The organism is Roseovarius aquimarinus (assembly GCF_043661195.1).
Taxonomy (GTDB): Bacteria; Pseudomonadota; Alphaproteobacteria; order Rhodobacterales; family Rhodobacteraceae; genus Roseovarius; species Roseovarius aquimarinus.
Genome location: NZ_JBIHMM010000001.1, coordinates 364678 through 379957, shown reverse-complemented (window position 1 = coordinate 379957; position 15280 = coordinate 364678). Strand labels below are relative to the sequence as shown.

Below are 15280 nucleotides of genomic sequence, written 5' to 3'. Positions count from 1 at the left end.
TGTCGCTTATCGCGTTACCAGAGTCACTCGGCGTCCGGGCCAATGGAGTGCAGATAGGCGTAAAGATCCTTCGCATCCTGTTCGTCGCGGACCTTCCAGCTCATTTTCGAGCGCGCACGGTCGTCCTCGAGCACGTCGCGCAGCCATCCGGTCGGATCCTGCACATAACCCACGAAATTCTCCTCGGTCCACTCAAGACCCTTCTCGGCGGCTTCCATGGTCGATTTGCCGTATTTGAAATCCTCCACATGCGCGACGGGCGCGCCCGCGACGCCATAAAGGTTCGGCCCCTGGCGCCCGTTGCGGCCGGCCAGAAGCTCGCCCGAATCGTCCTTGACGACATGGCAGGTCACGCATTGCTTGGCGAAAACCTCTTCGCCCGCGGCGGCATCACCCGTGGGGGCGGCGCCTTCCGCGGCAAAGGCTGGCGCGGCCAGCATGAATGCGGCTGCGGTGGCTGTTGCGAAATTCGGCTTCATCAGTCCTCCTTGGCCCGATCGCGGGCCTATTCCTACTTGCCGGGCAAACCCATCGGTTGGCCCCGTGGTTCCGACACTCTCCCCCAGGACCCTGCTGTGCGAGGCGGCACCTTGCCGCAGGGCGCCGGATGAAAGAGGGCCGTCCATGCCGAAGCTAACGCGCTGCTCCGCCATGCGAAAGTGCCAAGAGTTGGGCACGCAGCTTCGGCAGGGCGCGCGAAAACCTCTCCAAAGCCCACGCGCGCGTCAAAGCTCTGGCCATCGCCGGGATTTGATTTTACCCTGATCGGCGCATGCCAAACTTCCTGAGGGGATCCAGTTACATGACCAAGGTATCGACACCCAAGCGCAGCCCGATGGGCCACCTGACGCGCCGCCGCTTTCTGGCCACCGCCGCTGCCGCCGCGCTGACCGCCGGTCTTTTCTCGGGCGCCCGCCCTCTGATGGCCGAGGAGCCGATCAAGGTCGCCGCCGTCTATACCGTTCCGGTCGAACAGCAATGGGTGAGCCGCATCCACAAGGCCGCCGTGGCGGCTCAGGAGCGCGGCGATATCGAATACACCTTCTCGGAGAATGTCAGCAACACCGACTATGCGCGCGTGATGCGTGAATATGCCGAAGCGGGCACCGAGCTCATCATCGGCGAGGCCTTCGCGGTCGAGCAGGAGGCCCGCGACGTCGCGGCCGAATATCCCGATATCGCCTTCCTTCTGGGCTCGAGCTTCAAGCCGGACCCCGCGCTTCCGAATTTCGCGGTCTTCGACAACTACATTCAGGACGCCTCGTATCTGACCGGTATCATTGCAGGATCTCTGAGCGAAAGCGGCAATATCGGCCTGGTCGGCGGCTTCCCGATCCCCGAGGTGAACCGCCTCATGCACGCCTTCATGGCCGGCGTGCGCGAAACCAATCCCGATGCCAAGTTCCAGGTCAGCTTCATCGGCTCGTGGTTCGATCCGCCCGCCGCCAAGGAAACCGCCTATGCGATGATCGAGAACGGCGCGGACATGCTCTATGCCGAGCGGTTCGGCGTCAGCGACGCGGCGCAGGAAAAGGGCGTTCTGGCCATCGGCAACGTGATCGACACGCAGGCCGAATACCCCGAGACCGTCGTCGCCTCGGCGATCTGGAATTTCGAGCCGACGCTCAACATGGCGATCAGCCAGGTCAAGGCCGGCACCTTCACCGCCGACGATTACGGCAAGTTCTCCTTCATGAAGGAAGGCGGCGCGGAGCTCGCCCCGCTCGGCACCTTCGCGGGCAAGGTCCCGCAGGAGGCGATGGACCTCGTCGAGCAGCGCAAGGCCGAGATCATGTCGGGCGACTACATCACCGAGATCAACGACGAAGAGCCGAAGTCCCAATAAATGCCTGAAGACAAGGAGGCGCAGGTCGTCCTGCGCCTCGACCAGATCACCAAGAGTTTCGGCGCCTTCAAGGCCAATGACGCGATCGACCTCACCCTGCACAAGGGCGAGGTCATCGCCCTTCTGGGCGAGAACGGCGCGGGCAAGACGACGCTGATGAACATCCTCTTCGGCCAATACACGGCCGATGCGGGACGCGTCGAAGTCATGGGCCGTGCCCTGCCCCCGGGCAATCCGCGCTCCGCGCTCGATGCTGGCGTCGGCATGGTGCACCAGCATTTCACGCTGGCCGGGAACATGACCGTGCTCGAAAATGTGACCCTCGGCACCCGCTCGCTCTGGTCGCTCGGCCAGGACCGCGCGGCGGCGCGCGCGCGGATCGTGCGGCTGAGCCAGGATTTCAAGCTGAGCGTCGATCCCGATGCCCGTGTCGGCACGCTCACCGTGGGCGAGCGGCAGAGGGTCGAGATCCTCAAGGCGCTCTACCGCGACGCGCGCATCCTCATCCTCGACGAGCCGACGGCGGTGCTGACCCCGCAGGAGACGACTGACCTGTTCGAGACGCTGCGCAAGGCGGTGGCGCTCGGCCTTTCGATCATCTTCATCTCGCACAAGCTGCACGAGGTCATGGCCATCTCGGACCGCGTGGTGATCCTGCGCCACGGCAAGGTCGTGCATGAGGGGCCGACATCGGGCACGGACAGGCACGATCTGGCCGCGCGCATGGTCGGCGGTGAGGTGGCGGCCCCCAAGGCGGCCCCCGGCACACCCGGCGCGCCGCTTTTGTCGCTCACCGGCGTCTCGACCCCCGATCAGGGCGCGGCGCCGGGGCTCAAATCGCTCGATTTCACGCTTCATGCCGGTCAGATCACCGGCCTTGCGGGGGTTTCGGGCAACGGTCAGGCGGCGCTCGCCGCGCTTGTCGGCGGGGTGATCCGTCCCGCCTCGGGCAGATTGGCGCTGAACGGCGCCGAGGTCACGGCATGGTCGCCGCGCGAGGCCGTTCATTCCGGCATCGCCCGCATCCCCGAGGACAGGCACAAGACCGGCACCATCGCCGATTTCGATCTGACAGAGAACGCCATCCTCGAAACCTACCGCGATGCGCCCTTCAGCCGCAACGGCTGGCTGGACTGGCGCCGGGCGCGCGCTTTCGCGGAAGGGATCATCGCGGGCTACGACGTGCGCTGCCCCGGTCCGGGAACGCGCATCCGGCTTCTGTCGGGCGGCAACATGCAAAAGCTGATCCTCGGCCGGGTGATGGAGGGCGAGCCGCGCATCATCCTCGCCAACCAGCCGGTGCGCGGCCTCGATATCGGCGCGGTGAATTATGTTCATTCGCAGCTGCTGGCCGCGCGCGATCGCGGCGCGGCGGTGCTACTCATTTCCGAAGATCTGGATGAAATCATGGCCTTGTCGGACGTCATTCACGTCATTTCCGAAGGCCGCCTGTCACCACCCTTCGCGCGCGGCAGCATGACTCCCGCCGAATTGGGTGTCTGGATGGCAGGCCATGGCTTCGCCGAGGATGCCCGGGAGGCGTCTCATGCGTCTTGAGCCGATCGCCAATCCATCGCTCGCCCGCACGCTCACCCCGCCCGCGCTCGCCATCGCGGCCACGGTGCTCGTGGCCTCGCTTCTGGCGATGATGGCGGGCGCCAATCCCTTCTCGGTGCTCGGCCTCATCCTCAAGGGCGCGTTCGGCAGCCAATTCGCGCTCCTCGAGACGCTCAACCGCGCGACCCCGCTCATCTTCACCGGCCTCGCCGTCGCCGTCGCCTTTCGCGCACGGCTCTGGAACATCGGGGCCGAGGCGCAGCTTTATGCCGGCGCGCTCGTCGTGGCGGTGCTCGGCACCGGTCTGCTGGGCTGGCCGAGCGCCCTGCTCCTGCCGGCCATGGCGGTCCTCGCCATGATCGCGGGCGCCGTTCTGCTGCTGATCCCGGCGCTCCTCAAGGTGCGGCTCGGCGTCGACGAGGTGGTGACGACGCTGCTCATCAACTTCATCTTCCTGCTCTTCATCTCGATGCTGCTCGAAGGCCCGCTCAAGGATCCGATGGGCATGGGCTGGCCCAAATCGCCGCGCCTCATCGACGAGGCGCGCCTGCCCCGCATGGCCGAGGGCCTGCGCCTTCATTGGGGCTTCGGGCTCGCGCTGATCGCGGCCGGTATCGTCTGGATCATCGGCGCGCGCACAACGCTCGGCTACGAGATGCGGGCGGTCGGCCTCAACCGCGAGGCCGCGGAATTCGCGGGCATCCCGGTGGGCCGCGTCCTGATCAAGACCGCGCTCCTTTCGGGCGGTCTCGCGGCGCTCGCGGGCTATTCCGAAGTCGCGGGGCTCAAGGGAAATCTCACGCTCGATCTAAGCCCCGGCTTCGGCTACACGGGCATCATCGTGGCCATGCTGGCGCTGCTCAATCCGCTCGGCGTCATCGCCGCCGCGCTCTTCGTCGCGGGCATATTCGTGGGCGCCGACAGCATGAGCCGCGCCGTGGGCGTTCCGACCTATCTTGCGGACATCATGCTGGCCACGGCGCTCCTCTTGATGGTGGTCGCGATCCTTCTGACCCGGTTCCGCGTGGTGAGGGAGTAGGCCATGGACATTCTCGAGATCCTTCTCACCGCCAGCTTCTGGACCGCCGCGATCCGCATCGCCTCGCCCCTCATCTTCGCCACGCTGGGCGAGCTCATCTGCGAGCGGGCGGGCGTTCTGAACCTCGGGATCGAGGGCATCATGGTCGCGGGCGCCTTCGCGGGCTGGATGGCGGTCTATTCGGGCCTCGGTCTCTGGCCGGGCGTCATGGTCGCCTTCGTCGTCGGCATGGGCTTCGGCCTCGTCCATTCGATCCTGACCGTGCCCTTCGGCCTCTCGCAGCATGTGGTCGGCCTCGGCGTCACGCTTCTGGCGACGTCGAGCACCTATTTCGCCTACCGCCTCGCCCTGCCCGAAGTGACCTCCCCGCCCAAGATCGAGGCGTTCCAGCCGCTCGAGATCCCGTTCCTGTCGGAGATCCCGCTGATCGGTCCCGCGCTGTTCGCGCAGACGCCGCTCACCTATCTGGCCTTTGCGATGGTGCTGATCGTGTCGATCACGCTCTACCGCACACCGCTCGGCCTCGCCGTCCGCGCGGCGGGCGAAAATCCGCAGGCGGTGGCGGCGCAGGGCCTCTCCGTCACGGGCATCCGCATGGGCGCGGTCATGGTCGGCAGCGGCCTCATGGCCATCGGCGGCGCGTTCCTCACCATGTCGGCCTTCAACAGCTTCTTCTTCGAGATGGTGAACGGGCGCGGCTGGATCTGCATCGCGCTCGTCGTCTTCGGCGCCTGGCGCCCGGGCAAGGCCCTCCTCGGCGCGATCCTCTTCGCGGCTTTCGATGCGGCGCAGATCCGCCTGCAACAGACGCCGCTCGGGGCCGAAATCCCCTATCAGGTCTTCCTGATGATGCCCTATTTCCTGTCGATCCTCGCGCTCGTCGTCATGTCGCGCCGCGCCGAGGTCCCCGCCGCCCTCATGGTGCCGTTCAACAAGGGAGAACGCTGATGTTCGACATCCTCGTCAAGGGCGGCACATTGCCGGACGGGCGCGTCGCCGATATCGGGATCGCGGCGGGACGCATCAAGGCGATCGGCCAACTCGGTGGCGAGGCCGGCGAGGTGATCGAGGCCGCCGGCGATCTCGTCTCGCCGCCCTTCGTCGATCCGCATTTCCATCTCGACGCGACGCTGAGCTACGGCACACCGCGCATCAACGCCTCGGGCACGCTTCTCGAGGGGATCGGCCTCTGGGGCGAGCTGAAGCGGATCGTCACCGAAGAGGAGATGGTCGAGCGCGCCCTCGCCTATTGCGACTGGGCCGCCTCGATGGGCCTTCTGGCGATCCGCAGCCATGTCGACACCTGCGACGACAGCCTCAAGGGCGTGCGCGCCATGCTGGAGGTGCGCGAACGGGTGAAGGATTATATCGACCTGCAACTCGTCGCCTTCCCGCAGGACGGCCTCTACCGCGACCCCACCGCGCGCGAGAACACCATCCGCGCCCTCGATATGGGCGTCGATGTCGTCGGCGGCATCCCCCATTTCGAGCGCACGATGGCCGACGGCGCCGCCTCGGTCCGCGAGCTTTGCGAGATCGCCGCCGCGCGGGGCCTGCGCGTCGACATGCATTGCGACGAGACCGACGATCCGATGAGCCGCCATATCGAGACGCTCGCCTTCGAGACCCAGCGCCTCGGCCTTTCGGGACGCGTCAACGGCAGCCACCTCACCTCGATGCATTCGATGGACAATTACTACGTCTCGAAACTCCTGCCGCTGATCGCCGAGGCGGGCGTCTCGGCGGTGCCCAACCCGCTCATCAACATCATGATCCAGGGCCGCCACGACACCTTTCCCAAGCGGCGCGGCCTCACGCGGGTCAAGGAAATGCAGGCCCATGGCATCACCGTCGGCTGGGGGCAGGATTGCGTGCTCGATCCGTGGTATCCGCTCGGCACCGCCGACATGCTGGATGTGGCCTTCATGGGGCTTCACGTCGCGCAGATGTCCTCGCCCGAGGAGATGGCGCGCTGCTTTCACATGGTCACGTCCGAGAACGCGAAGATCATGGGACTCGAGGGCTATGGCCTTCACGAGGGCGCTCAGGCCTCGCTCGTCATCCTCGACGCCGCCACGCCGACCGAGGCATTGCGCCTGCGCGCCGCGCGTCTGTGCGTCATCGCCAAGGGCCGCGTCATCTCGCGCGCCCCGAGGATGGACGCGGCGCTGAGCCTGCCCGGTCGTCCGGCGCGTATCCGCTGCCGTCACGGCGCCTGATCTTTCTTCTTGCCCGAAATATCTTGGGGTGAGGCGGAGGGTTTCGCAGAAAGCCTCCGCCGAGGGGCGAAGCCCCTTCCGCGCCGCATGACACAAGACCGCTCCGGCATGTCGCTTTCGGTATAGGCCGCGTGCGGATAGGCTGTCACAAGAGCCGCAGCACGCACTGCTCGCCCAACGCCCCAAGGAGGCCGCAATGTTCCTCTCCGTCTTCGACATGTTCAAGGTCGGCATCGGCCCGTCCTCGTCGCACACGATGGGGCCGATGGTGGCTGCCGCGCGCTTTCTGGACAAGATGCGCGCCGCACCCTTCACCTGCCACGGGGTCAAGGGATCGCTCCATGGCAGCCTCGCCTTCACGGGCATCGGCCATGCGACCGACCGCGCGACGATCCTCGGCCTCGCGGGCTTCGTGCCCGAGACCTACGATCATGAGAAGGCCGAGACGGTCATGGAGCATATCCGCGAGACGCATACGCTCTCGCCCGAAGGTCTCGGCACGCTCCGCTTCAACCCGAAGGAGGATCTGGTCTTCGATTTCGGCCCGAACCTGCCCGGGCACGCGAACGGCATGATCCTGATGGCGACCGACAGCCAGGGCGACACGATCCTTCAGGAGACCTATTACTCCATCGGCGGCGGCTTCGTGATGACAGAGGCCGAGCTGGCGGCGGGGCGCAACACCGAAGAGGGCGCGCCCGTGCCCTACCCGTTCAAATCCGCCGCTGAGATGCTCCAGATGGCCGAGACATCGGGCAAGTCCATCGCCCAGATGAAGAAGGCCAACGAGATTTCCCGCAAGGGCGAGACGGACATGACGGCGGGCGTCAAGCGCATCTGGCAGGTGATGAACGACTGTATCGAGCGCGGCATGAACACCGACGGCATCTTGCCCGGCGGGCTCAACGTCAAGCGCCGCGCCAAGGGCATCCGCGACGCGCTCATCGCCGAGCGGGGCACGAACCTGCAAGCGCCGCACAAGATCAACGACTGGATGAGCCTCTACGCCATGGCCGTGAACGAGGAGAACGCCGCCGGCGGGCAAGTCGTCACCGCGCCGACCAACGGCGCGGCGGGCGTCGTGCCTGCGGTCATCCGTTACTACCTCGACCACTATCCCGGCGCCTCAGAGGCGCATGTCGAGGATTTCTTGCTGACCGCTGCCGCCATCGGCGGCCTCGTCAAGTTCAACGCCAGCATTTCGGGCGCCGAGGCGGGCTGTCAGGCCGAGGTGGGCAGTGCCGCCGCGATGGGCGCCGCGGGCCTCTGCGCCGTGATGGGCGGCACGCCCATGCAGATCGAGAACGCGGCCGAGATCGCGCTCGAGCATCACCTCGGCATGACCTGCGATCCGGTCAAGGGCCTTGTCCAGGTGCCCTGCATCGAGCGCAACGGCCTCGGCGCGATCAAGGCCGTCTCGGCGGCCTCGCTCGCCATGCGCGGGGACGGCACGCACCTCGTCCCGCTCGACGCCTGTATCGAGACGATGCGCCAGACCGGCGCGGACATGATGGACAAGTACAAGGAAACCTCACTCGGCGGCCTCGCCGTCAATGTGCCCAATTGCTGAGCGCGCCATGCAGGCCGCCCCGCCGACAGCCCCCGGCCTGAGCGCCCTGCCCGCCGCGCGGGTGACGCTCGGCATCCTTCTGATGGTCGCCTTCTCGCTGACCGCGCCCATCATGGACAGCTTCGCCAAGCTGATCGGCAGCGCGCTGCCGGTGGCGCAGGTGGCCGCGATCCGCTTTTTCGCGCAGGCGCTGCTGCTGACGCCGCTCGCCTGGGCGATGGGCTGGCTGCATCGCCCGGACCGGGCCGAAAGCGGTCTGCATCTCGTGCGCGCCGCGCTCCTTCTGGTCGCCACGGGCTGCTTCTTCTTCTCGCTGCAATTCATGCCCGTGGCCGACGCCATCGCGATCTTCTTCGTCGAGCCCTTCATCCTGACGCTTCTGGGCGGGCTTCTTCTGGGCGAGGCGATCGGCCCGCGCCGCTACATCGCCTGCGCCATCGGCTTCGTCGGCGCGATGCTGGTGATCCGGCCCAGCTTTCAGGACGTGGGCGCGCCCGCGCTTTTGCCGCTCGTCACGGCGCTGCTCTTCGCCTTCTACATGATCCTCACGCGGCGCATGGCGACACGGATGCACCCGATCACGCTTCAGGCCTATACCGGCCTCGCCGCGCTGGTGCTGGCGGTTCCGGTCCTCGTCGCCGCGAACGGCTCCGGCCTTGCGCAATTCGATCCCGAATGGCCGGCCGCGCGCGAGATGTGGCTTCTGGTCGGCCTCGGCCTCGCCGCGACGGTCAGCCATATCTGCATCAGCTTCGCTCTGAAGTTCGCGCCGGCCTCGACGCTGGCGCCGGTGCAATATCTCGAGATCGTCACCGCTACCGCCTTCGGCTTCTGGATCTTCGGGGATCTGCCCGACGCGATGGCCTTTTGCGGCATCGCGCTCATCGTCGGCTCGGGGCTCTTCGTCTTTCTGCGCGAGCGGCATCTCGAGCGCCGGCCCCTGCCGCAGCCCTGACCCTCAGGGCCAGCGCGCCGGGTTCTCCATCAGCATCCGGACCACGAGATCGAGATGCGCGGCGGGCAGGATCACCAGAAGTTTCGCCGCCGTCACGCTCAGCTGAATGGGGCCGGTGGCGAAATTCGATGTGCCGATCTGCCCGTCGGGCGTCAGCACCAGCCCTCCGATGGGCCAGTTCAGCCCTTCCGAGCGCCCCTCGACCGCGCCCATCGGGAAGAGCGAGACGCGGCACGCCTCCGGAAGCGCCAGCGCGAATGCGGGCGGCGCGAGGAACATCACATCATCCTCGCTCACGAGCACGCAGCGCCGCGCGGGCCAGCGCACCAGCACGTTGCAGACCGCAAGCTGGTGATCGACCCGCTGCCCGCTGAACCCTGCCCCCACGATCAGCGGCGCATCGATCCGCGCGAGGCATTTCTCGAAATCGGTGCTGTCCTGTTCGGCGATGGGGTGCAGGATCTCCTCGGGCAGCGCCGCGCGGACCTCCTCCGGGATCGAGTCGAAATCGCCGATCACCGCGTCGGGGACGATCCCGCGCGCCGCGAGCGTGACGGCCCCGCCATCGGCCGCGACGAGGCGCGCGCCATGGGAAAGCGCCTTCTCAAGCACGCTGTCCGAGAGCTGCGCGCCGCCGATCAGCGCGATTGGATCAGATTTATGCACAATCAAGGTAAAATCCTTCGCACTTCCGGGCGTTGGGGAAACAAATCACAATCTCGCCATGAAATGATACGGTGAATATCGCAGATTCGGGCCGCTTTGGGCTTGCCTGCCATGGTAAAGAATGGCGTCGCAGTCAATGAAAGGCGATTTCAGATGGTCAGCAACAGCAAGATCCTCACGGTCTCCTACGGCACGTTCTCGTGCACGTTGGAGGGCTTTGACGACTCGTTCAACACCATGAAGGCGATTGCCGAGTATTTCCGCGATCTGGCCGCCGATGACCGGTATTTCGGCGCCGAGCCGCCCAGCCCCGATGCCGAGATGCTGGCCCGCATCGCCGAGCGCGAAATCTCGCGCCGCGTCGAGGCGCACGGCACCAACGGCGCCTATCATCTCAAGGCCGGCCCTTCGGCATTGACCGCCGAGCCCGCCGCCGCCGCGCCCGCCCCAAAGGCCGAGGCCGCGCCCCAGCCCGCGCCTGCCGCTGCCGAGCCCGCTTTCGCCAAGCCGGACGCCGAGGACATGCCCGACGAGGCGGCGTTCATGCCCGCGCCCACGGCCCGCGCCTCCGCGCCCGCCGCCGAGAGCATCGCCGACAAGCTGCGCCGCATCCGCGCCGTCGCCGCGCCCGCCGGCACCGGCGCACCCGGTTTCGACGAGGACGAGCACGCGCAGGACTTCCTGACCGAAACGCCCGAGGCCGAGGCGCCTTCCCCGGCCGAGCAAGAGCAGGCCGAAACGGTCGAGCAGGCCATGCCGGAGGTGGACGATTCCTTCGAGGATGAAGACGCGCCCGCGCCCGTCGATCTCGACAGCCTCGAGGAGGCGTTCGAGCCGGAAGCCGATGAAGAGGACATGCCCGCGCCCGCCGAGGTGGCAGAGGCCAATGAGGCCGAGGAAAAGCCGGCAGACGCCGCCGCCGCCGATGATACCGAAGACGAGGCCGAGTCGGACGCGGATATCCTGACCCGCCTGTCGCAGCCCGAAGTGGCCGCCGAGGCGGATGCCGACATGCCCGCCGAGAGCGCGGAGAATGACGATGATCCCTACGGCATCGACTCGTTCGACTACGCGTCATACGACGACGCAGAGGACGCGGCCGAGGCGGCCGAGATGCCCGAAGAGGCCGAAGACCACGCTGCGATCGAGGCCGCAGCCGACGACGAGGACGATGACAACATCTTCGGCGAGGACGACGCCGACACCTCCTCAGATGACGCCAACGACACGCTTGCGCAGCTTCTGGCCGATGCGATGACGCCGAGCGAGGCAGACGCGGCGGATGCGCGCGCCAAGGAGGCCGTCGGCGCCCTGGACGCGAAGACCGGCGACGAGGACGAGCGTCCGCTCGCCGCGCGCGTGGTCAAGATGAAGCGCGCCGATCTCGATGCGGCGCTGGCCGGCGGCGAATTCGAGGAAGAGACGGAGGAGGCGGACAGCGCCTCCGTGCTCAGCCCCGAAGCCGAAGCCGAGCTTCAGCGCGAGCTGGCCGAGGTCGAGGCCGAGTTGCAAAACGCGCGCGCACCCGATGCGGCGCTCGACGCCGTCCGCCCGGACGCGGACGCGGACGCGGCGATGGACGACGACGAGAAGATGGACGCAAGCGACCTCGACGCCGAGGAACTCCCGGACGACTTCATGTCCGATGAGTTCGAGGACGAGGACGCGGACAACGCACCCGCCGCCGAAGAAAAAAGCGCCCGCGATGAGGCCGAGAGCCGCGGCAAGCGGCTGGACACGCCCGCGCCCGACGCGCAGGCCGCGCGCATCTTCGACGAGGCCGACACCCAGCTCGAAGAGCCGGCCTCGAACGAGCGGCGCAGCGCGATCCAGCACCTGCGCGCCGCCGTCGCCGCCACCCGTGCCGAGCGGCGCGCCGGGGGCGCGATGCAGGCCGATGTGGACGATCGCCCCTACCGCGACGATCTGCAGACCGCCGTGCGCCCCCGCCGCCCGCGCCCCGTGTCCACCGGCTCGACACCGCGCCCCAGCGCCGCCGCGCCTCAGCGCCCGGCCCCGCTCAAACTGGTGGCCGAGCAGCGCATCGACACGGGCACCGCGCCGGTGCGCCCGCGCCGCATCACCCGCGCCGATCTGGCCCCGGCCCCCGAGGCCGCGTCGCGCGAAGAGGTCAAGGACGCGCCCGGTTTCGCGGCCTTCGCCGAGCAGATGGGCGCAAGCAACCTGACCGAGATGCTCGAGGCGGCGGCGGCCTATATGGCCGATGTCGAGGGGATGCCCCAATTCTCGCGCCCCATGCTGATGCAGAAACTGCGCGAGGCTCAGGACGAAGAATTCTCGCGCGAGGACGGGCTGCGCTCCTTCGGGCAGCTTCTGCGCCAGGGCAAGCTGCAAAAGCTGAAGGGCGGGCGCTTCGCGATCACCGATGTGACGGAATTCCGCCAATCCGCCTGATCGCTTATCAGGGACGCAAAGCGCCGCCGGGATCGCTCCCGGCGGCGCTGCGTTTTCCAAAGGCCCGGCAAACCGCGCCGAGCCTGAGGTGCTTACATCGACGGCATCAGCACGCTGTCGATGACATGGATGACGCCGTTCGACGCCTCGATGTCGGCGGTGCTGACAGTGGCCTCGTTGACCATGACGCCACCTTCGGTCTTGATCGTCACGTCGGTGCCCTCGACCGTCGCGGCGGTCATGCCGTCCGACAGATCGCCCGACATCACCTTACCGGGGACGACGTGGTAGGTCAGGATCGAGGTCAGCTTGTCCTTGTTCTCGGGCTTGAGCAGGTCCTCGACGGTTCCTTCGGGCAGAGCCGCGAACGCTTCGTCGGTGGGAGCGAAAACGGTGAACGGGCCTTCACCTTTCAGCGTCTCAACGAGGCCCGCGGCCTCGACGGCGGCGACCAGCGTGGAGAAGTTGCCGGCGTCGACCGCGGTGTCGACGATGTCCTTTTCAGCGGCGAAGGCGGGCATCGCCAGTGCGGTGGATGCGGCGAGTGCCATGAATGTTCTGCGGATCATATCGTAAAACTCCTGTCATGAGTGTCGCCGTCATCGGCGATAAATGGACTACGCCGCGCACCCTCATAAGGATCACTCACGTCTGCGTGATCAATCGAGCGATGCGTGCGCGGCGCCTCGCCTCTGCCCCGCCTCTGCCGGCTCGGCGCCCGAGAATGCCCATATTTCCATGGTATTGTCGGCTCACGACCTCACCAGTCAGGACGCAGACACATGCGACATTTTGCCATTGATCCGCCCGCTCCGGCCCGCCATGCGCGCCTTTTCGAGCTGATCCGCCAACAGGATCGCGCCGCGCGGGTGGCCGAGCGCCTCGCCCGCGCGCCGGTTGCGGATGCACTAACGCTGGCGCGCGTCGCGGCGCGCGCCGCCGCGTCCTGGTCCAAGGTCTGCTGAGCGTCAGCCGCGAAAGCCGGTGGCGACGACGAATTTCTCGGAGCTGTCGGGGCGCGAGGCCGGCGGTTTGACGTTCGCCACCTTTGCGAAGCGCTGTTTCAAGAGCTTCTGAAGCTCGCCCTCGGCGCCGCCGGCGAGCACTTTCGACACGAAGGTTCCGCCCTCCTCAAGCACGTCGAACGCAAGATACGCCGCCGCCTCGCAGAGCGAGATGATGCGCAGATGGTCCGTCTGCTTGTGACCCGAGGATGCGGCGGCCATGTCGGACATGACCACGTCGGCCTTGCCGCCGAGCCACTCCTTCACCTTCTCGTCCGCGCCCTCCTCCATGAAATCGAGCGTATGCAGCGTCGCGCCCGCGATGGGTTCGATCTCCTGAAGATCGATCCCGAGGATGGTGCCGACGGCCTTGCCGCCCTTTTCCCCCAACGCGTTGATGCGCGGCACGGCGACCTGCACCCAGCCGCCCGGCGCGCAGCCCAGATCGACGACGCGCGCGCCCGGCACGAGGAAGCGGAACTTGTCGTCGAGCTCCATGATCTTGTAGGCCGCGCGCCCGCGATAGCCTTCGGCCTGCGCGCGTTTCACGTAAGGATCGTTCAGCTGGCGTTGCAGCCAGCGCGTCGAGGAGGCCCGCCGCCCGCGCGCCGACTTGACCTTGACGGTCAGATCGCGCTGGCCGCGTCCCGATGTGTTCTTGCCGTCCGGTCCCTTGGTCATGCTTCCTCCTGCGTGCTCAGCACGCCATCCGCCGACATCTGCGCATAGAGCATCCCCTCGCGCAGGCCCCGATCCGCGACCGAGAGCCGGTCCGTGGGCCAACAGCGCAGGAGCGCCTGCAATATGGCCGCCCCAGACATGATAAGCGCGTGGCGGTCAAGCCCGATCCGGGGATCGGCGCGCCGCCCCTCGGGGCCGAGGGCGAGATAGTTGCGGATCACCGCGTCGATCTGGTCCGAGGTCATGCGCAGCCCGTCGACGCGATTGCGGTCATAGCGCTTGAGGCCCAGATGGCTGGCGGCGACGGTCGTGACGGTGCCGCTCGTGCCGACGATCTGAAAGCCCTTGCGTGACTGCTCGCTCTTGTAGGGCGCGAATTCGGTCAGGTTCTCCTCGAAGAACCAGCTCATCAGGGCGAAGCGCGCGGCATCGTCATCGACATCGCGGAACTGGTCGCGCAGGGTGGCGACGCCGAGCGGCACGCTGATCCAATCGACCACCCGCGCGCGCGGCCCCTCGCCGGGCGCGGCGGCGTGAAAGCCGCCATGCAGGCGCATGATCGCGCGGCTGCGCTCGGGCGGGGCCACATCGGTCAGGTCGATCCAGACAAGCTCGGTCGAGCCGCCGCCGATATCCACCACGAGAAGCTGGTCCGTCTCGGGCGCGACGAGCGGCGCGCAGCTCACCACGGCGAGTTGCGCCTCCTCGAGCGGGGAGATCACATCGAGGACGAGGCCCGTCTCGCGCTTGACGCGCGCCATGAAGGCCGCGCCGTTCTGCGCGCGGCGCGTCGCCTCGGTCGCGACGAGGCGCATGGAGCGGACCTTGTGACGCTTGAGCTTTTGCTGGCAGACGCGCAGCGCCTGAATCGTGCGCCCGATCGACGCACGCGACAGCCGCCCGGTAGACTCGAGGCCCGCCCCGAGCTGCACCGACTTGCTGAAGCTGTCGATCACGCGGAACTGACTGCCGCGGGGCTCCGCGATCAGCATCCGGCAACTATTTGTACCCAGGTCCAGCGCCGCGTAGAGCGGCGGCCGGTCGGGCGGTTTCGGCGCGGGGCTTTCAACCGGTTTCGGGACTGCGCCCGCACCTTCGGGACGCTTGGGCGCCATTGGAACGCCCTCCATTTCGAGTTGTCTCCAAATTATGATCTTCGCGCCCGTTGCGCAAGCCCGCCCCCGCGATGCACCCGCTCCGGCCCTCATTCACCTCATATGGGTGATGAATATTTCGGCGCCCTCCGGCGATGGCCCTTTACCGCCCGCCGCGCTACAAACGGCATGCGTCGCGCAACACGCGTGTTCGGTCGAAAACAGGCGCCGCAG

The 15280-nt window shown here is 67.3% G+C and carries 14 protein-coding genes; 9 read left to right on the top strand and 5 right to left on the bottom strand.

Features of this window, described 5'->3' with window-relative positions; genetic code table 11:
• Positions 1–23: 23 nt before the first annotated feature.
• On the bottom strand, positions 24–479 hold the full coding sequence (locus ACGRVM_RS01830; protein WP_377169275.1) for a c-type cytochrome: 456 nt from the start codon (positions 477–479) through the stop codon (positions 24–26).
• Between the two features lie 323 nt (positions 480–802).
• On the opposite strand from ACGRVM_RS01830, the gene ACGRVM_RS01825 reads away from it, so the two are divergent.
• From ACGRVM_RS01825 to ACGRVM_RS01795, 7 genes are all read left to right on the top strand, one after another.
• A complete protein-coding gene (locus tag ACGRVM_RS01825; protein WP_377169277.1) occupies positions 803–1846 on the top strand; it encodes a BMP family protein in 1044 nt (347 codons plus the stop codon).
• Positions 1847–3403: an ABC transporter ATP-binding protein gene (locus tag ACGRVM_RS01820; protein ID WP_377169279.1), complete on the top strand. Its 1557-nt coding sequence runs from the start codon at positions 1847–1849 to the stop codon at positions 3401–3403.
• Positions 3393–4442 (top strand): ABC transporter permease, encoded by a 1050-nt coding sequence (locus ACGRVM_RS01815; protein ID WP_377169281.1) that lies wholly within the window; start codon positions 3393–3395, stop codon positions 4440–4442. The genes ACGRVM_RS01820 and ACGRVM_RS01815 overlap by 11 nt, the downstream gene beginning before the upstream one ends.
• Positions 4443–4445: 3 nt before the next feature.
• Positions 4446–5390, top strand: a complete 945-nt coding sequence (locus tag ACGRVM_RS01810) for an ABC transporter permease (protein WP_377169283.1) — start codon at positions 4446–4448, stop codon at positions 5388–5390.
• Positions 5390–6661: an amidohydrolase family protein gene (locus ACGRVM_RS01805; protein ID WP_377169285.1), complete on the top strand. Its 1272-nt coding sequence runs from the start codon at positions 5390–5392 to the stop codon at positions 6659–6661. The genes ACGRVM_RS01810 and ACGRVM_RS01805 overlap by 1 nt, the downstream gene beginning before the upstream one ends.
• 196 nt (positions 6662–6857) lie before the next feature.
• The gene (locus ACGRVM_RS01800; protein WP_377169287.1) at positions 6858–8231 is read left to right on the top strand and encodes an L-serine ammonia-lyase; all 1374 of its coding nucleotides are present in this window, start codon (positions 6858–6860) and stop codon (positions 8229–8231) included.
• Between the two features lie 7 nt (positions 8232–8238).
• Positions 8239–9186: a DMT family transporter gene (locus ACGRVM_RS01795; protein ID WP_377169290.1), complete on the top strand. Its 948-nt coding sequence runs from the start codon at positions 8239–8241 to the stop codon at positions 9184–9186.
• Positions 9187–9189: 3 nt separating this feature from the next.
• Here ACGRVM_RS01795 and ACGRVM_RS01790 read toward each other — a convergent pair whose 3' ends face one another.
• On the bottom strand, positions 9190–9852 hold the full coding sequence (locus tag ACGRVM_RS01790) for a thiamine diphosphokinase (RefSeq protein WP_377170042.1): 663 nt from the start codon (positions 9850–9852) through the stop codon (positions 9190–9192).
• 153 nt (positions 9853–10005) lie between these two features.
• On the opposite strand from ACGRVM_RS01790, the gene ACGRVM_RS01785 reads away from it, so the two are divergent.
• Positions 10006–12267 (top strand): hypothetical protein, encoded by a 2262-nt coding sequence (locus ACGRVM_RS01785; RefSeq protein WP_377169292.1) that lies wholly within the window; start codon positions 10006–10008, stop codon positions 12265–12267.
• A 92-nt stretch (positions 12268–12359) separates the two neighbouring features.
• Here the strand turns inward: ACGRVM_RS01785 and ACGRVM_RS01780 are convergent, their stop codons facing one another.
• Entirely contained in the window at positions 12360–12836 is a 477-nt protein-coding gene (locus ACGRVM_RS01780; protein ID WP_377169295.1) for a fasciclin domain-containing protein, read from the bottom strand.
• A 213-nt stretch (positions 12837–13049) separates the two neighbouring features.
• On the opposite strand from ACGRVM_RS01780, the gene ACGRVM_RS01775 reads away from it, so the two are divergent.
• Complete coding sequence (locus tag ACGRVM_RS01775; protein WP_377169297.1) at positions 13050–13232, top strand: hypothetical protein; 183 nt, start codon at positions 13050–13052, stop codon at positions 13230–13232.
• Between the two features lie 3 nt (positions 13233–13235).
• On the opposite strand, the gene ACGRVM_RS01770 is transcribed toward ACGRVM_RS01775, so the two are convergent.
• Together ACGRVM_RS01770 and ACGRVM_RS01765 are read right to left on the bottom strand one after the other, a co-directional pair.
• Positions 13236–13952 (bottom strand): RlmE family RNA methyltransferase, encoded by a 717-nt coding sequence (locus ACGRVM_RS01770; RefSeq protein ID WP_377169299.1) that lies wholly within the window; start codon positions 13950–13952, stop codon positions 13236–13238.
• On the bottom strand, positions 13949–15067 hold the full coding sequence (locus ACGRVM_RS01765; RefSeq protein ID WP_377169301.1) for a Ppx/GppA phosphatase family protein: 1119 nt from the start codon (positions 15065–15067) through the stop codon (positions 13949–13951). The genes ACGRVM_RS01770 and ACGRVM_RS01765 overlap by 4 nt, the downstream gene beginning before the upstream one ends.
• Positions 15068–15280: the final 213 nt, after the last annotated feature.